This is a genomic window from Aeromonas sp. BIGb0445 (assembly GCF_024809075.1).
Classification (GTDB): Bacteria; Pseudomonadota; Gammaproteobacteria; order Enterobacterales; family Aeromonadaceae; genus Aeromonas; species Aeromonas rivuli.
In genome coordinates this window covers 1-18,295 of sequence record NZ_JANUES010000018.1, presented here as the reverse complement: position 1 = coordinate 18,295, position 18,295 = coordinate 1, and the positions used below count along the sequence as shown (strand labels likewise).

General features: G+C 60.4%; 17 protein-coding genes, 2 rRNA genes and 1 riboswitch. Of the genes, 10 read left to right on the top strand and 9 right to left on the bottom strand.

The window, feature by feature from the left end; genetic code table 11:
- Positions 1–42: 42 nt before the first annotated feature.
- The 3 genes from M2367_RS19700 to M2367_RS19690 all read right to left on the bottom strand — a co-directional run bounded on the left by M2367_RS19700 (position 43) and on the right by M2367_RS19690 (position 2,405).
- Positions 43–1,152, bottom strand: a complete 1,110-nt coding sequence (locus tag M2367_RS19700) for an MJ1255/VC2487 family glycosyltransferase (protein ID WP_042039619.1) — start codon at positions 1,150–1,152, stop codon at positions 43–45.
- Entirely contained in the window at positions 1,149–1,652 is a 504-nt protein-coding gene (locus M2367_RS19695) for a phosphatase PAP2 family protein (protein ID WP_224433036.1), read from the bottom strand. Before M2367_RS19695 ends, M2367_RS19700 begins: the two co-directional genes overlap by 4 nt.
- A gap of 129 nt (positions 1,653–1,781) precedes the next feature.
- Complete coding sequence (locus M2367_RS19690) at positions 1,782–2,405, bottom strand: TetR/AcrR family transcriptional regulator (RefSeq protein WP_042039617.1); 624 nt, start codon at positions 2,403–2,405, stop codon at positions 1,782–1,784.
- A 409-nt stretch (positions 2,406–2,814) separates the two neighbouring features.
- Here M2367_RS19690 and leuA point away from each other — a divergent pair, with 409 nt between their 5' ends.
- The 5 genes from leuA (at position 2,815) to M2367_RS19665 (ending at position 8,843) form a co-directional block, all read left to right on the top strand.
- A complete protein-coding gene (gene leuA / locus M2367_RS19685) occupies positions 2,815–4,377 on the top strand; it encodes a 2-isopropylmalate synthase (RefSeq protein ID WP_259238071.1) in 1,563 nt (520 codons plus the stop codon).
- 224 nt (positions 4,378–4,601) lie between these two features.
- Positions 4,602–5,687, top strand: coding sequence for a 3-isopropylmalate dehydrogenase (leuB, locus tag M2367_RS19680; RefSeq protein WP_259238069.1), 1,086 nt, complete (start codon positions 4,602–4,604; stop codon positions 5,685–5,687).
- A gap of 22 nt (positions 5,688–5,709) precedes the next feature.
- A complete protein-coding gene (gene leuC, locus M2367_RS19675; protein WP_259238067.1) occupies positions 5,710–7,107 on the top strand; it encodes a 3-isopropylmalate dehydratase large subunit in 1,398 nt (465 codons plus the stop codon).
- A 12-nt stretch (positions 7,108–7,119) separates the two neighbouring features.
- Positions 7,120–7,719, top strand: a complete 600-nt coding sequence (gene leuD / locus M2367_RS19670) for a 3-isopropylmalate dehydratase small subunit (protein WP_042039613.1) — start codon at positions 7,120–7,122, stop codon at positions 7,717–7,719.
- A gap of 170 nt (positions 7,720–7,889) precedes the next feature.
- Entirely contained in the window at positions 7,890–8,843 is a 954-nt protein-coding gene (locus M2367_RS19665; protein WP_404972888.1) for a transglutaminase domain-containing protein, read from the top strand.
- Between the two features lie 86 nt (positions 8,844–8,929).
- On the opposite strand, the gene M2367_RS19660 is transcribed toward M2367_RS19665, so the two are convergent.
- A complete protein-coding gene (locus M2367_RS19660) occupies positions 8,930–9,220 on the bottom strand; it encodes a PilZ domain-containing protein (protein ID WP_224431199.1) in 291 nt (96 codons plus the stop codon).
- A gap of 83 nt (positions 9,221–9,303) precedes the next feature.
- A riboswitch (TPP riboswitch) is annotated at positions 9,304–9,394 on the top strand.
- A 52-nt stretch (positions 9,395–9,446) separates the two neighbouring features.
- On the opposite strand from M2367_RS19660, the gene thiB reads away from it, so the two are divergent.
- From thiB to thiQ, 3 genes are all read left to right on the top strand, one after another.
- Complete coding sequence (gene thiB / locus M2367_RS19655; RefSeq protein ID WP_404972890.1) at positions 9,447–10,427, top strand: thiamine ABC transporter substrate binding subunit; 981 nt, start codon at positions 9,447–9,449, stop codon at positions 10,425–10,427.
- Positions 10,403–12,028, top strand: a complete 1,626-nt coding sequence (thiP, locus tag M2367_RS19650) for a thiamine/thiamine pyrophosphate ABC transporter permease (protein ID WP_259238060.1) — start codon at positions 10,403–10,405, stop codon at positions 12,026–12,028. Before thiB ends, thiP begins: the two co-directional genes overlap by 25 nt.
- Positions 12,029–12,108: 80 nt before the next feature.
- On the top strand, positions 12,109–12,816 hold the full coding sequence (gene thiQ / locus M2367_RS19645) for a thiamine ABC transporter ATP-binding protein (protein WP_259238057.1): 708 nt from the start codon (positions 12,109–12,111) through the stop codon (positions 12,814–12,816).
- Positions 12,817–12,886: 70 nt separating this feature from the next.
- Here thiQ and M2367_RS19640 read toward each other — a convergent pair whose 3' ends face one another.
- The 3 genes from M2367_RS19640 to M2367_RS19630 form a co-directional block, all read right to left on the bottom strand.
- Positions 12,887–14,257, bottom strand: coding sequence for a PhoH family protein (locus tag M2367_RS19640; protein ID WP_042039607.1), 1,371 nt, complete (start codon positions 14,255–14,257; stop codon positions 12,887–12,889).
- A gap of 217 nt (positions 14,258–14,474) precedes the next feature.
- Entirely contained in the window at positions 14,475–15,167 is a 693-nt protein-coding gene (locus M2367_RS19635) for an NrdJb (protein WP_259238054.1), read from the bottom strand.
- A 10-nt stretch (positions 15,168–15,177) separates the two neighbouring features.
- Positions 15,178–17,325: an adenosylcobalamin-dependent ribonucleoside-diphosphate reductase gene (locus M2367_RS19630; RefSeq protein WP_259238053.1), complete on the bottom strand. Its 2,148-nt coding sequence runs from the start codon at positions 17,323–17,325 to the stop codon at positions 15,178–15,180.
- Positions 17,326–17,511: 186 nt separating this feature from the next.
- Here M2367_RS19630 and M2367_RS19625 point away from each other — a divergent pair, with 186 nt between their 5' ends.
- The gene (locus M2367_RS19625) at positions 17,512–17,763 is read left to right on the top strand and encodes a hypothetical protein (RefSeq protein WP_259238051.1); all 252 of its coding nucleotides are present in this window, start codon (positions 17,512–17,514) and stop codon (positions 17,761–17,763) included.
- A complete protein-coding gene (locus tag M2367_RS19620) occupies positions 17,756–17,899 on the top strand; it encodes a hypothetical protein (RefSeq protein ID WP_259238048.1) in 144 nt (47 codons plus the stop codon). Before M2367_RS19625 ends, M2367_RS19620 begins: the two co-directional genes overlap by 8 nt.
- An 80-nt stretch (positions 17,900–17,979) precedes the next feature.
- Here M2367_RS19620 and rrf read toward each other — a convergent pair.
- A 5S ribosomal RNA gene (rrf, locus tag M2367_RS19615) occupies positions 17,980–18,094 on the bottom strand.
- A gap of 125 nt (positions 18,095–18,219) precedes the next feature.
- Positions 18,220–18,295, bottom strand: a 23S ribosomal RNA gene (locus M2367_RS19610); the annotation flags it as partial.

Here is an 18,295-nt window from a genome sequence, read left to right as displayed (position 1 = left end):
TGAACGCCATGCCACCGCAGCCAGCCATCGGCCGTTGATGAACTATTCGAAACTACCGAGCTGGGATAGCCAGGTCGTGCCAATGGACTCCCCTCCTTCCAACTCACTCAGCCGATCACCCACCTCCTCGGGAAACAACGCCTTGGCCCAGAGTCGCCGTGACAAGTTGGCCAGCGTCTCCTCGGCGCCCTCTGCCAGCCAGAGCGCCAGGGCCGTCGCCACATCCGGATAGACAATCTGCCCAGGCGACGGCGCATCGAGCCAGTTACGCACGGCATTGGCATCCAGACTGTCCATCAGCTGCGCCAATCCCATCAGTTCCAGGGTCTTGCCGTTAGTCAACTGCTCGAACTGGCCACCCAGCGGCTTGACCAGCAACTTCTTGCCCAGGGTCAGCGCCTCCGAGGCGAGCTCGAAACCGGCATTGGAGATGACTCCGCGACAACCGCAGAGCTGGGCCTTGAAACCATCCCTGGCCGGTGGCTCGAAGCGGATATTGCGCCACTGGGTGGTCGTGGTCACCCCTGGATGGAAACAGACAAACTGATGCTGGCTAAAGCGCGACAGCAGGGCCGCGATGGCATCTTGCTGCTCGAAGGGCAGATAGACCAGGATGCTGTGATTGTCGGGGGCCGGGCGCATGGCATCGACGATGGGGGGTAATAAAGGGAAACCAAAGTGGAACCAGTGCAGTCCCAGAGATTGCTGGACAGGGGCGTAGTGGCGCATCAACTGCTGGCTGAGCCGGTTCTCGCCCCAGCGAGGAACGGGCCAGTGGAAACTGGCCTGATGGCTGATGCTGAGGCTCGGCACCCCCTGCCGACGGGCCGCATGAGCGCTCAGGGGCTCGAAATCGCTGATGACAAGGTCATAGCGGCCACAATCCAGCCCCTTGAGATCCTGCCAGAAACGCAGTGGCGCCAACTGACGCGCAGTGTGCCAGGGGCTGACCTGCCCCTCCCGGGTGACGAAGCTGAGCCCCCCGAAGCTGCGATAGTCACCGAAGGCCTCCATCTCGAAGTAACCGTCACGAGCACGGCCACTGAACAGATAATCCACCTCTATCCCTTGCGCGGCCAAGGCTCGCGCCAGGGTGCGACTGCGACTGATATGGCCATTACCCGTGCCTTGAACCCCGAACAGTACCCTCATCCCTGGCTCCAGCTCAGCGCCAGAGTGGCACAGCTCACCCCCAGCAGGGCACCGGCCAGCAGATCGCTGCCATAGTGCACCCCCAGCAGCAGCCGCGAGGCCGCCACCAGGCTCGCCCAGGCAAAGAGTGGACCGGCCCACTCTGGGTAGCTGGCAGCCAGCACTGTCGCCATCAGGAAAGCGGCCGCGGTATGACCAGAGGGCAGACTGTAGCGATCCGAGGGGGTGATGAAGACCGGTAATCCACTGGGACGAGCCCGTCTCAGGCTGTTCTTGAGCAGCAGATAGAGCGGCAGTTCCAACATGAAGGCGAACAGCGCCGCCTCCACCGCCCCCTGGCCACGCGCACCTTGCTGCCAGAGCAGCAGGGCCAGCAACAGATAGAGGGGGCCATCGCCACTGTGGGAGATGAGGCGACTTATCCGGGCCAATGTTCGGTTATAGGGATGGAGCAAGCAGAGCTGGCACACTCGCAGATCCCATTGCTGGATTTTATTCATCACCCTCGCCTCCTCGTCATCCTGAATGCCAGATTGAGGCGGTGGTATGACAAAAAGGTGAAGAGGGGATAACAGATTAATGAAAAAGGGCCTCATGGCCCTTTTCTCATCGTGCGGATCTCGAATGCGTCAGTTCAGACTGGGACGCAAGCCGGACTCCATCAAGCGACAGTTGTGGTTCGCCAATCGCGCCATGAACTGCTCATCGACCTTGAGGCCGAACACCTGCTCATAAAGCTCCTTCATCACGAAGGGCTGCCACATCATGCTGAGGAAGGAGACCTTCAGCATCTCGGGATCCGCATCGGCATTGAGCTCGCCGTTATCCTTCATGGCGGCCAGCAGGGCATCGAATTGAGGCATCTGCCGCTCGAGGAGGCGGTTCAGGACAAAATCCCGGCCCGGGCTCTTCTCACTGGATAAGGCACTGGAGATGGCAGAGGTCAGTTCGCTGTTTGGCGCCATCACCTGGTAGTAGGTGCTGAGCAGATCGTTGAGGCTGCGGTGGCTGCCCTCATCCTGCCAGGCTTGCTCCAGCGGCTCGGCGACATCCCCCAGCACCGCTTGATAGAGACCCTCTTTGCTACCGAAGTAGTAGTGGATCATCGCCAGGTTGGAGCCAGCTCGCTCGGCAATCTCACGGGTGGTGACCTTGCTGTAAGGGGTGCTCAAAAAGCGCTCTCGAGCAGCGGCGAGCAACTTGTCACGAATGTCAGAACGTCCAACCGGACGACCGGGTCTACGTTTTTCCATGAAATACCTCGAATGAATGCGCGAAAGGCTGATAAGTCGATACGTTTGTGCAGGTGATCGAGTGCAGCAGGAATGACCGGATAATCGAGCAAGCACCGAACATGGGACAAGGAAATTTGCACTCCTTTACAATTCGATTAAATAACGCAGGGGATCCCATGGGTAAAGTCCGGTTGACACAGGATAAAAAACTCGATATTGGTAAAGCATGACTGACTGGAAGGATTGTTCACCTCATGGGTATTGCCGCTCAACAACTACTAAGCTCCCTAATCGCGACTTCTCGCGCGGGAACCTTGTAGCCGGGCTCAGGCAAAGCCGGTCATTACAAAAACCCGTGCAACCTGCACGGGTTTTTTTATGCCAATAGCAGGATGCACACCAAAGCACTTAGGAAGAGGGAAAACAGATGTCAAATCGAGTGATCATATTCGATACCACCTTGCGTGATGGTGAGCAGGCATTGGCGGCCAGTCTGACGGTCAAGGAGAAGCTGCAGATTGCCCTGGCCCTGGAGCGGCTCGGTGTCGATGTCATGGAAGTGGGTTTCCCCGTATCCTCCCCCGGCGACTTCAACTCGGTGCAGACCATAGCCCGCCACATCAAAGACAGCCGGGTCTGCGCCCTGGCCCGCGCCCTGCCCAAAGACATCGATGCCGCCGCCGAAGCCTTGAAGGTTGCCGAGGCATTTCGCATTCACACCTTCATCTCCACCTCCTCCATCCATGTGGAGAGCAAGCTGAAAAAGAGCTTCGAAGATGTGCTGGAGATGGGCATCAGCGCGGTCAGACATGCCCGCCGCTACACGGACGACGTGGAGTTCTCCTGCGAGGATGCGGGCCGCACCCCCATCGACAACCTGTGCCGCATGGTCGAGGCCGCCATCAAGGCCGGCGCCCGCACCATCAATATCCCGGACACTGTGGGTTACACTGTCCCGACCGAGTTCTCCGGCATCATCCAGACCCTGTTCAACCGGGTGCCCAACATCGATCAGGCCATCATCTCCGTCCATTGCCACGACGATCTCGGTCTGTCGGTGGCGAACTCCATCGGCGCCATCCAGATGGGCGCCCGCCAGATAGAGTGCACCATCAACGGTATCGGTGAGCGAGCGGGCAACTGCTCCCTGGAAGAGGTGGCGATGATCCTCAAAACCCGCGCCGACCTGCTCGGGGTTCACACCAACATCCGTCACAACGAGATCCACCGCACCAGCAGCCTGGTCAGCCAGCTGTGCAACATGCCGGTGCAACCAAACAAGGCCATCGTCGGCGCCAACGCCTTCTCCCACAGCTCCGGCATCCATCAGGACGGCGTGCTCAAGGCCAAAAACACCTACGAGATCATCACCCCCGAGAGCATCGGTCTGACTCAGAACAGCCTGAACATGACCTCCCGCTCCGGTCGCCACGTCATCAAGCACCGCATGGAGACCATGGGCTACGCCGAGAGCAGCTACGATCTCGACCATCTCTACGACAAGTTCCTCACCCTGGCCGACAAGAAGGGCCAGGTGTTCGATTACGATCTCGAAGCCCTAGCCTTCTTCAGTCAGATCCACGAAGAACCCGAGCACTTCAAGCTGGAGTACCTGGGCGTGCAGAGCGGCAGCTCGGTGCTCGCCACCGCCTCGGTCAAGCTGAAAGTGGGTCAGGAGACCATCAGTGAGGCCGCGACCGGCAATGGCCCTGTCGATGCCGTCTACCAGTGCATCAATCGCATCACCGGCTATGAAATTCGCATCGACAAATACGAACTCAAGGGCAAGGGGGAGGGCAAGAACGCCCTCGGCCAGGTCGACATCGTCGCCGAATACAAGGGACGCAAGTTCCACGGCATGGGCCTTGCCACCGATATCATCGAGTCCTCTGCCCAGGCGCTGATCCACGTGATCAACAGCATCTGGCGGGCCGATCAGGTCGCCGAGCAGATGGGACGCACGAATAACATCAAATCGGAAACTGTCTGAACAGCGATCGGAGCGGCAATGCCCAGTCCCTGAGCAGACGGAATGGCATAACAACATCGAATCGGAAACCGTCTGAACAGCGATCGGAGCGACAATGCCCAGTCCCTGAGCAGACGGAATCGAATGACAACATCAAATCAGCAGCCATCTGAGCCGCGATCGGACCTACAGAGTCCGCTCCCCAGACAGATGGAACGGAATGACAACATCAGGACGGAGACAGTATGAGCAGTTATCGGATCGCAGTATTGCCGGGTGACGGCATTGGCCCGGAAGTGATGGCCGAAGCTATCAAGGTGCTGGACAAGGTGCAGGCCAAGTTCGGCTTCTCCCTCACCTATGACCGCCATGACGTGGGCGGCATCGCCATCGACAACCATGGTTCCCCCCTGCCCCAGAGCACCCTCGAAGGGTGTGAAGCCGCCGACGCCGTGCTGTTTGGCTCGGTGGGCGGTCCCAAGTGGGAGCATTTGCCGCCACAGAGTCAGCCTGAGCGCGGTGCCCTGCTGCCCCTGCGCGCCCACTTCAAACTGTTCTGCAACCTGCGTCCGGCCCGTATCTACACCGGTCTGGAGCAGTTCTCCCCTCTGCGTGCCGATATCTCGGATCGCGGCTTCGACATCGTCTGCGTGCGTGAGCTGACTGGCGGCATCTACTTCGGCCATCCCAAGGGGCGCGAGGGCGAAGGCGCCCACGAGAAAGCATTCGACACCGAGGTCTACCACCGCTTCGAGATAGAGCGTATCGCTCACCTCGCCTTCCAGGCCGCCCGGGTTCGTCGCAGCAAGGTCACCTCCATCGACAAGGCCAACGTGCTCGCCTCCTCCATCCTGTGGCGCGAGGTGGTGACTGAAGTGGCCAACTCTTACCCGGATGTGGCCCTCAGCCACATGTATATCGACAACGCCACCATGCAGCTCATCAAGGATCCGTCCCAGTTTGATGTACTGCTCTGTTCCAACCTGTTTGGCGACATTCTCTCCGACGAGTGCGCCATGATCACCGGCTCCATGGGATTGCTCCCCTCCGCCAGCCTGAACGACGCCGGTTTCGGCCTGTTCGAACCAGCAGGCGGATCTGCGCCGGACATCGCCGGTAAAGGGATCGCCAACCCCATCGCCCAAATTCTCTCTGCCGCTCTGATGCTGCGTTACAGCCTCAAGCAGGAAGATGCCGCCCTGGCCATCGAGAAAGCCGTGGCAGAGGCCCTGTCCGAAGGCTACTTCACCGCCGATCTGCATCAGGCCGATGCCCGTCATCCGGTGCAGAGCACGGCCGCCATGGGCGCCCAGATCGCCGCGCGCATCTAAACATCAGGAAGGAGTGAGCAAGATGGCAAAGACCCTCTATCAAAAAGTATTCGACGCCCATGTGGTCCGTGAAGTGGCAGGCGAGACGCCGCTCATCTACATCGACCGCCACCTGGTCCATGAAGTGACCAGCCCGCAGGCCTTTGACGGCCTGCGCGCCATGAATCGCCCCCTGCGCCGCCCGGACTTGACCTGGGCCACCATGGATCACAACGTCTCCACCACCACCAAGGACATCGCCGCCTCCGGCGAGATGGCTCGCATCCAGATGGAAACCCTGGCAGCCAACTGCAAGGAGTTCGGGGTCCGGCTCTACGATCTGAACCACAAATACCAGGGCATAGTCCACGTGATGGGGCCTGAACTCGGCATCACCCTGCCCGGCACCACCATCGTCTGCGGCGACTCCCACACCGCCACCCACGGCGCCTTCGGCTCCCTGGCCTTCGGCATCGGCACCTCGGAAGTGGAACACGTGATGGCGACCCAGACCCTGAAACAGGGCCGGGCCAAGACCATGCGCATCGAGGTACAAGGCAAGCTGGCCGAGGGCATCAGCGCCAAGGACGTGGTACTGGCCATCATAGGCCGGGTCGGCGCTGCCGGCGGTACCGGTTACGTGGTGGAGTTCGCTGGCGATGCCATCAGGAGTCTCTCCATGGAAGGGCGCATGACGGTGTGCAACATGGCCATCGAACTCGGCGCCAAGGCGGGGATGATAGCCCCGGATCAGACCACCATCGACTACATCCAGGGCAAGGTATTCGCCCCCACCGGCGAGTCGCTGGCACAGGCCATCGCCTACTGGCAGACCCTCAAGAGCGATGAAGGCGCAATATTCGATGCCGAGGTGGTGCTCAATGGCGCCGACATCGCGCCACAGGTGACCTGGGGCACCAACCCGGGCCAGGTGATCGCCGTCAATGAACCCATTCCGGCACCGGAATCCTTCAGCGATCTGATGGAGCAACAATCCGCCCGCAAGGCACTCGCCTACATGGACTTGCAACCGGGTCAGAAACTCAGCGATGTCAGCATCGACAAGGTGTTCATCGGCTCTTGCACCAACAGCCGCATCGAGGATCTGCGCGCCGCCGCCGCCATTGCACAAGGTCGCAAGGTTGCCGCCGGGGTGCAGGCGCTGGTGGTGCCGGGTTCCGAGCAGGTGAAAGCCCAGGCCGAGGCCGAGGGGCTCGACAAGATCTTCATCGAGGCAGGCTTTGAGTGGCGCCTGCCCGGCTGCTCCATGTGTCTGGCCATGAACAATGACCGGCTGCAACCGGGGGAGCGCTGCGCCTCCACCAGCAACCGCAACTTCGAAGGGCGTCAGGGCCGTGCCGGCCGCACCCACCTGGTGAGCCCGGCCATGGCCGCCGCCGCCGCCGTCACCGGTCGCTTTGCCGACATTCGCGCACTGTAAGAGGGAGTTAACATGACAGGTTTCAAGCAACACAAGGGGATCGTCGTCCCCCTCGACAGCGCCAACGTCGATACCGACGCCATCATTCCCAAGCAGTTTTTGCAAAAAGTGAACCGCACCGGCTTTGGCAAGCACCTGTTCCACGACTGGCGCTTCTTGGATGATGCAGGCCAGCAACCCAACCCCGAGTTCGTGCTGAACCAGCCGCGCTACGCAGGGGCCAGCATCTTGCTGGCCCGGGAGAACTTCGGCTGTGGTTCGAGTCGCGAGCACGCCCCTTGGGCGCTGGCGGATTATGGCTTCAAGACCATCATTGCCCCGAGCTTTGCCGACATCTTCTACGGCAACGCCATCAACAACGGCATGGTGCCGGTGCGTCTGAAGGAAGAGGAGGTCGAGGCCCTGTTCCAGCTGGTCGCCGCCACCCCAGGTCTGCAGATCGAGGTGGATCTGGAGGCGAACCAGGTGCGCGCCGGTGCGCTGTGCTTTAGCTTCGAGATCGATGAATTCCGCCGCTACTGCCTGCTCAACGGCCTGGATGCCATCGGCCTGACCCTGCAACACGGGGCCGCCATCGATGCTTTCGAAGCACGGCAGCCGAGCTGGATCTGAGTCTGAACATCATCGATGCCTGACGGACGACGTCACCACATCGCCACCCGGGATCGGGATGCCATCGACGTCAGGCAGGTCAGCTGACGCTGAACGCTGTAGTATGAACGGGGAGCCTTGGCTCCCCGTTTTCATGGCTGTGCCGACCCCACAGGAGATGTTGACCCCCGATGAGCAGAACCCTCTTAGTCATGACATGGCGCCTCTCTTTGCTGCTGAGCCTGGGTGGGATAAACCAGGCGCTTGCCGCCCAGAGCCACTTTATCAACAGCGCAGGTCTGCTCAATGTGGGCTGGCAGGACAACAAAGGGGAGACCCAGCAGCTCAGCTATCAGTTGGCGACCGGTTCCTTGCCGCCGCTTATCGCCTATCGCCCGGCACGGATGCAAGAAGATGTCTGGCAGAGCCTGCTGCGCGAGGAGAATGACAAGTTTCCCGAGGTGCAGTTTTCCCTGGCAAGGCCCGCCTTCGAGCTGAGCCTCAAGAGCCGTAACCAGGATAAGGCGCAAGCGGCCATCGCCTGGGTAAAGAGTCGCCGCGCCGAACTGGAGCAGGGGTGGCTGCGGCAATACTACTTCCAGTACTTCACCCCGCCCGATGGCAGCAGAGCCATCAAGCAGGATCATGTGCGCATTGCCCTGGAGAGCCGCAACGAACTGGCGCCCCTTGCCGATCTGCTCAAACAGGGGGGGGCCACCGAGTTTGAGGCCTATCAGAACACCACGGCCCGGGTGCTCGATTTTGTGCAGAACATTCCCTACTTGCTGCTCGATGAACCCAGCGGCCGGGGGGGACGAGGTCTGCTTACCCCCCGTCAGGTGCTGGAGCAGAATCGTGGGGATTGCGACAGCAAGGTGACCCTGATGGCCGCGCTGCTGGCGCAGCTCTTCCCAGAACTCCCCCAGATCATGATATTCGTACCGGGCCATGCCCTGCTCGGCGTCGCACTGCCCGTCCAGAGCAGCCAGGAGAGCCTGATGTGGGAGGGTCAACGCTACCTGTTGATGGAACCAACCGGCCCCGCCGAGTTACCCCCAGGCCAGCTGGCCGCGAGCAGCAAGACGCTGGTAGACAGTGGCCAGTTGAGTATTCAGGCGGTGCGCAGCGAGGAGGTGGGAGGGTAAGGGCCGGCGGGTCATCCCATCTCGCCCCCACTTTCGCGCCGCAAGCAGATCGGAGATGGATGATGCAACGCCCCGCGGGCGCCCTATCAACGGATGGGCAGGAACTCCACCGCCAGCAAGGTCCCCTCTTGCGCATCCAGCTCCCGGATGATGCGCGCCTGAGCCTCGAACGGTGGCAACAGGTTGCTGTGGGTGGCCAGGCTGACCCGGATCGGCAGACCGAGCTCCAGATTGTGCTCATTGACCAATATGCCCATGCCCGTGGCGCTGAGATCCCGGCAGATCCCCATCAGCACGGTATCGCCCTGATAGAGGGTGATAGGGGCATTGATAATCATGCGCTGGAAGGCGCGCCTTTCCTTGGTACTGATGATCACGCAGAACTCCTCTCTCGACTGGGGCCCGGCCCGACACCAGATTGTGCTGGCCTGCCCTCCAGAAGGTTAATACAATGCGACTCCTTGCTCAAACGGGGTGCGCCCAGGCGCTGAGATGATACCCGTGAACCTGATCCAGATAATGCTGGCGGAGGAATTTGAGGCTAGAGGCGCACAGCGCCTCCTCATCCGTCGGCACCTCACAGGAGTGCCATAGATGAAAACCATGCTCACTGCCGCCGCTGGCCTGTTGATCTCCGTCGCCGCCAACGCAGCCTCGCCCCAGACTCTCACCGTCTATACCTATGACTCTTTCGCCTCCGAGTGGGGACCCGGTCCCAAGATCAAGCAAGCCTTCGAGCAGCAGTGTGCTTGCACCCTCAATCTTGTTCCCCTCGAAGATGGGGTCGCCATCCTCAACCGGTTGCGCCTCGAAGGGGGCCATGGCAAGGCGGATCTGGTATTGGGACTGGATGATGCGCTGGTGGCAGAGGCCAAGAAGAGCGACCTCTTTGCCAAGCATCATATCGATTTGAGCGCCCTCAAGGTGCCGGGTGGCTGGCAAGACGACACCTTCGTCCCCTACGACTACGGCTACTTCGCCTTCGTCTACAACAAGGACAAACTCAAGCAGCCCCCCACTAGCCTGAAAGAGCTGGTCGAGCGCCCGGATCTCAAGGTGATCTATCAGGATCCGCGCACCTCCACCCCGGGTCAGGGGCTGATGCTGTGGATGAAGTCGGTCTACGGGGATGAGGCGCCTGCAGCCTGGGCTCAGCTTGCCAAGAAGACGGTCACCGTCACCAAGGGCTGGTCCGAGGCCTATGGCATGTTCATGGATGGCGAGGCTGACATGGTGCTCTCCTACACCAGCTCCCCCGCGTATCATCTGATTGCCGAGCAGAAGAGCCAGTATCAGGCTGCCGCCTTTAGCGAGGGCCACTATCGTCAGGTGGAAGTGGCCGCCAAGCTGGCGGGCAGCAAGCAGGAGAAGCTGGCGGATCAGTTTCTTCAGTTCATGATAAGTCCCGCCTTCCAGCAGGTGATCCCGACCGGCAACTGGATGTATCCGGTGATCAATACCGAATTGCCCAAAGGCTTCGAACAGATGATCACCCCAGCCAAGACCCTGAGCTTCTCCTCTGATGAGGTGGCGAGCAACCGCAAGGGCTGGATCCGCGAGTGGCTGCAAGCCGTCACTCAGTGAATCAGACCCGCCCCTGCTGGTGGCTGCCGGGTCTCGGCGCCACCAGTCTCATCTTGTTGCTAGCCCTGGGGCCCCTGCTGGCCCTGTTGTGGCAGGCGGGGACCCTCTCCCTGTCCGGCCTGCTCGCAGACCCCTATCTGCGCCATGTACTGGGTTTCAGTCTGGGGCAGGCCCTGCTCTCCACCCTGCTTAGCCTGGGTCTCGCCATTCCGGTGGCCCGCGCCCTGGCCCGGCGTCGCTTCCCCGGCCGTCGCCTGCTGCTCAAACTGTTCGGTCTCTCCCTGGTGCTGCCGGTCATCATCGCCATCTTCGGCATAGTGGCGGTCCATGGCCGCCAGGGCTGGCTGCCGCAGCTGCTGCGAGCCCTCGGCCTGGATCCTGGCAACTATCTGTATGGCCTATTTGGCATCTTGCTGGCCCATGTCTTCTTCAACATGCCCCTGGCGGCCCGCCTGCTGCTGCAGAGCCTGGAGACCATCCCCGAATCGAGCTGGCGCCTGGCCAGTCAGCTGGGCATGCGCTCCTCACACATCTTCCGCTTGCTGGAGTGGCCGCTCATTCGCGCCGCCCTGCCGGGGCTCGCCAGCCTCATCTTCATGCTCTGTTTCACCAGCTTCACCACTGTGCTGGCCCTGGGGGGTGGCCCCAAGTCCACCACCCTGGAAGTGGCCATCTATCAGGCACTGCGCTTCGACTTTGATCTCGCCACCGCCGGGGGCCTGGCCCTGATGCAACTGCTGCTGACCGCCGCGCTCCTGTTGCTGCAACACAAGCTGCAGACCAGTCCCGCCAGTCGGGTCAGCCGGGTGCGCACCTGCCTGCGCCCGGACCGCCTGCAGCCCGGTACGCGATGGGTGGACAGTCTGGTGCTGCTGCTTGGGATTGGCATCTTCCTGCCCCCCCTGCTGGCCATACTGGTGGCCGGGCTCAATCCCGCCTTGCTCACGGCCCTCGGCTCCGCCGCCTTGTGGCAAGCGGCGGGCCACTCACTGCTCATTGCCATCGGCGCCGGCCTGTTCGCCACCCTGCTCGGCTGCGCCCTGTTGCTCACCAGTCGTCATCTCAAGGTCCGCAAGCGCAGGCGCCGCGCCGCCGCGCTCTGGGAGGCCAGCGGCGCCATGATCCTGATGATACCGGCCGTGGTGCTCAGCACCGGCCTCTTCATCCTGTTCATGCCCTTTACCGATGTGTTCGCCCTCGCCCCCTGGCTGGTCGTGCTGGTCAATGCCCTGATGGCGCTGCCCTATGTGCTGCGCACCCTCTCGGCCCCCATGCAACTGGTGGTGCGTCAATATGACCGATTGGCCGACAGCCTGGGCGTGAGCGGCCTGAACCGCCTGCGTCTGGTGGAGTTGCCGCTGCTGCGCCGCCCTCTTGCTCTGGCCATGGCGCTGTCGATGATCTTGTCTCTGGGGGATCTCGGTGCCATCGCCATGTTTGGCAGTCAGAGCCTCACCACCCTGCCCTGGCTGCTCTACCAGCAGCTCGGCAGCTACCGGCTGACCGAGGCGGCCGCCACCGCCCTGCTGTTGTTACTCTTGTGTCTCTCGCTGTTCTGGCTGGTAGAGCGGGGGCTTGGAGGGAAAAATGCAGCACATTAAGACGCTGACCATCTGCTGCCGCTTGTCTGGCCAGCCCTTGGCATCAATGACTGGTCGAACGACACCTTTGAGGGGAAAACATGCTGATCATCGATGAGCTGGTCACCAGCTACCCGGACTGGCGCGTGAGCTTCAGTGCCCGACTCGCGCCGGGCCAGATCACCGCCCTGATAGGGCCAAGCGGCGCGGGAAAATCGACCCTGCTCGGCATGATCGCCGGCTTCGTACCGGTCGAATCCGGCGCCCTCACCTTCTGCGATGAGGATCTGCTGCCGCTGGGACCCGCAGCCCGCCCGGTCACCACCCTGTTTCAGGATCACAACCTCTTCTTGCATCTGTCGGTGTTCGACAACATAGCCATCGGCCTGCACCCTGGCCTGCGTCTCAATCCTGCCCAGCGCCAGCAAGTCACAGACGCCGCCCGGCGGGTCGGACTCGGTGAGATGCTGACCCGATTGCCCGAGCAGCTCTCCGGCGGTCAGCAGCAGCGAGTCGGCCTGGCTCGCGCCCTGGTGCGCGGCAAGCCGCTGCTGCTGCTCGATGAGCCTTTCTCTGCCCTGGACCCCGCCCTGCGCAGGGAGATGCTGGCGGAGGTTGCGGGCCTCGCCCGCGAGCAGAACATCACTGTGCTCATGGTCTCTCACAATCCGGAAGATGCCGAGCTTATCGCCGATCAGTTGCTGTTCGTCGATGAGGGACGTATCGCCCTGCAGGGGCTGCCCAGTCTGCTGCGCGACTCGGACCACCCGGGCTTGCGCCGTTACCTCGGCCTCTCCCAAGGGGCCTGACTGGCATCGAATGCCAGCCATGAAAGAGGGGAGCCACAGGCTCCCCTCTTTGCCATCCTGAGGATGAACGTCAGAGATTCTCTTCGGCAAAGGAGGCGAGTCGACTGCGCACCACGCCGTTGAGGTAGATGTTGGCACTGCCCTCGAAATCCTTGAAACGCTCGACTATGTAGGTCAACCCCGAGGTCACAGGACTCAGGTAATTGGAGTCTATCTGGGCCAGGTTGCCGGAGCAGACTATCTTGGTCCCTTCGCCGCAACGGGTGATGATGGTCTTGAGCTGGGAGGCGGTCAGGTTCTGGCACTCGTCCAGCAGCACGAAGGTATTCTGTATGCTGCGTCCACGCATGAAGTTGACCGATTTGAACTGGATGTTGGCCTTCTCCATGATGTAGCTGAGCGAGCCACTCATGTTCTCGTCCTGTTTGTGCAGCACCTCCAGGGTGTCGGTGACCGCCGCCAGCCAGGGCATCATCTTCTCCTCTTCCGTCCCCGGCAGGAAACCGATGCTTTCGGCTATTTCAGGGGTGTTGCGGGTGACGATCACCTTCTCGTAGATCCCCTTCTCGATCACCAGCTCCAGGGCCGCCGCCATGGCGAGCAGCGTCTTGCCGCAACCAGCCGGGCCGGTCAGGATCACCAGATCGATATGGGGATCGAGCAGGGCGTCCAGGGCCATGCCCTGATAGATGTTCTTGGGATGTATTCCCCAGGCCTTGCGTGACATCAGCCGCTCGCGGCCCAGATCCCGCAACCGGATGTGCTGTTCATCATGAGCAAGCACCCGGGCGGCGAAGAAGTTCTCCTCGTCAATCAGGTACTGGTTGACGTGTACGTGATCGAGCAGCTTGGTCTCGACCACATGCACCGTCTCCCGGCCATGGGTCTCGCTCTCGCACTCGCCGACCCGCTCCCAGAAGCTGCCGGGCACCTGCTGGAAGCCCTTGGCCAGCAAGCGAATATCGTCGATAAGCTGATCGGAACGATAGTCCTCCACCCGGGACAGACCGGCCCCTTTGGCCTTGAGGCGCATGTTGATATCTTTGGTGACCAGCACCACCTGGCGTTTTGACTCGTGCTTTTGCAGGTAGAGGGCGGCGTTGATGATGCGGTTGTCCGCCTCCTTGTCGGTGAAGATCTCGGCATCCTGAGGCAGATGGTGGTCGCTGAAGATGGAGATGCGGCCCGATGCCTCACCCGCCAGGGGCACCCCGCTGGTGATCTGCTCCGGGGTCGCATCGCGGAACACATCTTCCAGGGCGCGGATCGCGACGCGTGCATCCCGACTCACATCCTTCTGACGATCCTTGATGTTATCCAGCTCTTCGAGCACCGTCATGGGGATCAATACGTCGTGTTCTTTGAAGGAGTAAATCGCGAGGGGTTCGTGTAACAGAACGTTGGTATCCAGGATAAACAGCTTCCGGTCCGTATTGTCCATAAGCATCCTCCTTGGCACTGGGGGTGCCACGTGTGTGAATCTCAGATGTCATTGAAACCACACGGCCGTGACAGTTTTATTACTTCCAACGCTACGCCCGAATTTACCGACGCGCAACAAATCCCTTAACGCGCTCAATCAGTTGAACACAAAATAATCAATAAAAGAGCCGGCACAGTGGCCGGCTCTTCTACCCTCTCACCTATCTCTCAGGGGCTCAACCGCACTTGGAGTCGCCACAGTTGAGGCAGGTCAGGCAACCATCCCTTTGAACAAGCGCCTTGGTGTGGCACTTGTAACAGAGCCCTGCACTGGCCGGGAAACCGCTCGCCCCTTGCTCATGACTCTCTTGCACCTCGGGTTCGGCAGCGCCCTGCAACTCGGCCTGCTTTTTCGCCAGAAACTGCTGCTGGTGCTCATCCAGCCCCACGGGTTTGATCATGCCTATCTCGGTGAGATGAGCCTCGATCACGTTGCCAATCTCGGCGATAAGCGACGGAACATACTTACCCTTGTTCCAGTAACCCCCCTTGGGATCGAACACGGATCGCAGCTCCTCGACCAGAAAGGTCACATCCCCCCCTTTGCGGAACACCGCCGAGATGATCCGGGTCAGCGCCACTATCCACTGGTAGTGCTCCAGACTCTTGGAGTTGATGAAGATCTCGAACGGACGGCGCGTCTCATGAACCGTGCCCTCGTTGAGAATGATGTCGTTGATGGTGATGAACAACGAATGCTCCGAGACATGTTCCGGCGTCTTGAGCTTGTAAGTCGTGCCCATCAGCCGTTCAGGGCGCAGCACTGTCTCGTGCATCTGGACCACCTCAGACTCAGGGGCAGGCTCCTGAGGTTCATCGCGGGTACGCACCTTGTAGGCGGTGATTTTCTTGTCGATCTTCTTAACCATGGTCATCGTCTCAGAATTTACCGTAATAGCCTTCTTTCAAGGCGTCATAGAGGTTGGCCGCGGTGTGCAGCTCGCCGTCGTACTCGATCTCTTCGTTGCCCTGTACGCTGACCACAGAGCCATCTTCCAGGGTGAATTCATAGCAAGTGTTCGCGAGATCCTGCTCCTTCACCAGCACCCCCTGGAACACCTCGGGGTTGAAGCGGAAGGTGGTGCAGCCCTTGAGACCCGCATCCGAGGCATGCATGTAGATATCCTTGAACTGCTCGAACGGGAAATCGGTCGGCACATTGGCGGTCTTGGAGATGGAGGAGTCTATCCAGCGCTGGGCGGCGGCCTGGATATCGACATGCTGAGTCGGCGTGATGTCATCGGCCGTGATGAAGTAGTCCGGCAAATGGCTCCCCTCATCGGTGCCATGGGGCATGGCATCGGCATTGATCAGCGCCCTGTAGGCCAGCAATTCGAAGGAGTAGACATCGACGCTCTCCTTGCTCTTCTTGCCCGCTTTGATGACGTTGCGGCTGTAGTGATGAGCAAAACTCGGCTCTATGCCATTGCTGGCATTGTTGGCAAGGGACAGCGAGATAGTACCAGTGGGCGCTATGGAGCTGTGGTGGGTGAAGCGACCACCCAGCTCAGCCAGCTCGGCCACCAGAGCAGGATCTACCTCGGCCACCTGCTGCATGTAACGGCTGTAGCGAGCATGCAGCACCTTGCCCTTCACCTTGTCACCCAGCTTGATGCCATCTGCCGCCATTTCGGGGCGCAGCCGCAGCATCTTGCCCGTCACCTCAAACTCCTGCGCCATGATGGGCGCCGGACCCTTCTCCCTGGCCAGCGCCAGGGATTCCCGCCAGCCGGTCATGGCCAGCTCCTGGGCGACCTGCTCGGTGAAGGCGACCGATGCCGCCGAGCCGTAGCGCAGTTGCAGCATGGTCAGCGCCGATCCCAACCCGAGAAAGCCCATGCCGTGGCGGCGCTTGTTGATGATCTCTTCCCGCTGTTTGGCGAGCGGCAACTGATTGATCTCCACCACGTTGTCCAGCATGCGCGTGAAGATGGCCACCACTTCACGGAAGGCCTGCCAATCAAACTGGGCACTGGCCGTGAAGGGATCGCGCACAAACCTGGTCAGGTTGACCGAACCGAGCAGACAGGCGCCATAAGGAGGCAGCGGCTGCTCGCCGCAGGGGTTGGTGGCGCGGATCTCCTCGCAGAACCAGTTGTTGTTCATCTCGTTGACCTTGTCGATCAAGATGAAGCCAGGTTCGGCATAGTCATAGGTGGAGGCCATGATGAGATTCCACAGCTTGCGGGCCGGCATGTTCTTGTAGACCTTGCAGGCCACCTGACCCAGCTCGTTGAGCTGCACTCCCTGCCGGTTTGGCCAGTCGGCCCACACGACCAGCTTGGGATCATCCAGCGCGATGCCATCCTGGCTGATCTCCTGCCGGGTGTAGGGGAAGATAAACTGCCAGGGCGCATCAGCCTTCACCGCCGCCACGAACTCTTCGGTGATGAGCAAGGAGAGGTTGAACTGGCGCAGGCGGCCATCTTCACGCTTGGCCTGAATGAAATCGGTCACGTCGGGGTGACGAATATCCATGGTGCCCATCTGGGCACCACGGCGACCGCCGGCTGACGAGACGGTGAAACACATCTTGTCGTAGATATCCATGAAGGAAAGCGGCCCCGAGGTATAGGCACCCGCACCGGAGACGAAGGCTCCACGCGGCCTCAGGGTCGAGAAGTCATAACCGATGCCGCAACCCGCCTTCAGGGTCAGCCCAGCCTCATGTACCTTGGCCAGTATGTCATCCATCGAATCTTCTATGGTGCCGGACACGGTGCAGTTGATGGTTGAGGTGGCAGGCTTGTGCTCGAAGGCGCCAGCATTGGAGATAATACGACCGGCCGGAATGGCGCCCTGGCGCAGTGCCCACAAGAAACGCTCATACCAGGCATCACCATCCTGCTCTTGAGCCGCCAGGGCACGAGCCACCCGCTGATAGGTCTCATCAATGGAGCCATCGACTGGATCCCCCTCCTTGCGCTTGAGGCGATACTTGCTGTCCCAGATCTCCAGGGACGTCTCCTGCAGGGGAATAAGAGGGCTGAGCCGTGCGGGCTCGCGTACTGAATTGGATTTTGTCATCAAGAATCAACCTTCTGTCATGCAGCCAAGAACAGCGGTCAACATACTACCCATTGTGTTAACTTTAATTTAAAACACAATATATAGCGTTTAACCTGAAGTGTAGCGCATCATCTGCCGCTGAGGGAGCGCATTCTAACGCAAAAAAATCCCCTGACCAGCCGAGATCGACACCAGGGTGAGTGAGTGATTAATTTAGGCGCAGATCTTGATGCAGACCTTGATGGTGTTGAGGCAGCCAGCCTGCGGCAACGGCAGACTTCGGCTCCCTCATTCGGATCAAGACAGGCACTCAGCGACAGAGAACAGCATCATGGAGTGAGAGATAGCGGGTATGGCGAGTATTTATTAGTCAAACGACTCGGTTTTCACATCGATATGCTGCTGGAAGAGGGGGTGGTGGAGATGCTGCTGCCGTGTGGCGGGTCAGGTGAATAAACCTAGCTCCCATCGGTTAGCTCAGCATGGCGGTCTGGCTCGCCAGATCCGCTGGCAAGCACCTGCCAGCCCGCTGGATGGGTGCGCCGATGTGCTGGCACAGCACATTTCAGGCATGAAAAAAGCCCACTCGTGAGAGCGGGCTTTAAGGGTCTGGCTACCAGCCAAATGCATCTGCATTTGTGGCCAATCACATCGCTGTGACCGTAATTAGGAGCCTGGCAGTGTCCTACTCTCGCATGGCGAATGCCACACTACCATCGGCGCTACCGCGTTTCACTTCTGAGTTCGGCATGGGATCAGGTGGGTCCACGGCGCTATGGCCGCCAGGCAAAAACTTCAATCTCGGAAAGCTGACGTGAATAATGATTTGGCCTTATTGGCTTGTCACTATCACTGAATTAGGTAAGTAGTCTCGCACTTGCTACAAGTCTCAGAACACTTCTTGGGTGTTGTATGGTTAAGCCTCACGGGTAATTAGTATGGGTTAGCTCAACACGTCGCCGCGCTTACACACCCCACCTATCAACGT

Bases quoted from the DNA above. Each gene is read 5' to 3' on its own strand.
- leuC (WP_259238067.1), top strand. From the start codon at position 5,710: ATGGCAAAGACCCTCTATCAAAAAGTATTCGACGCCCATGTGGTCCGT.
- leuD (WP_042039613.1), top strand. From the start codon at position 7,120: ATGACAGGTTTCAAGCAACACAAGGGGATCGTCGTCCCCCTCGACAGC.
- M2367_RS19695 (WP_224433036.1), bottom strand. From the start codon at position 1,652: ATGAATAAAATCCAGCAATGGGATCTGCGAGTGTGCCAGCTCTGCTTG.
- M2367_RS19630 (WP_259238053.1), bottom strand. From the start codon at position 17,325: ATGACAAAATCCAATTCAGTACGCGAGCCCGCACGGCTCAGCCCTCTT.
- thiB (WP_404972890.1), top strand. From the start codon at position 9,447: ATGCTCACTGCCGCCGCTGGCCTGTTGATCTCCGTCGCCGCCAACGCA.
- thiQ (WP_259238057.1), top strand. From the start codon at position 12,109: ATGCTGATCATCGATGAGCTGGTCACCAGCTACCCGGACTGGCGCGTG.
- M2367_RS19635 (WP_259238054.1), bottom strand. From the start codon at position 15,167: ATGGTTAAGAAGATCGACAAGAAAATCACCGCCTACAAGGTGCGTACC.
- M2367_RS19700 (WP_042039619.1), bottom strand. From the start codon at position 1,152: ATGAGGGTACTGTTCGGGGTTCAAGGCACGGGTAATGGCCATATCAGT.
- leuA (WP_259238071.1), top strand. From the start codon at position 2,815: ATGTCAAATCGAGTGATCATATTCGATACCACCTTGCGTGATGGTGAG.
- M2367_RS19640 (WP_042039607.1), bottom strand. From the start codon at position 14,257: ATGGACAATACGGACCGGAAGCTGTTTATCCTGGATACCAACGTTCTG.
- M2367_RS19665 (WP_404972888.1), top strand. From the start codon at position 7,890: ATGAGCAGAACCCTCTTAGTCATGACATGGCGCCTCTCTTTGCTGCTG.
- M2367_RS19690 (WP_042039617.1), bottom strand. From the start codon at position 2,405: ATGGAAAAACGTAGACCCGGTCGTCCGGTTGGACGTTCTGACATTCGT.
- leuB (WP_259238069.1), top strand. From the start codon at position 4,602: ATGAGCAGTTATCGGATCGCAGTATTGCCGGGTGACGGCATTGGCCCG.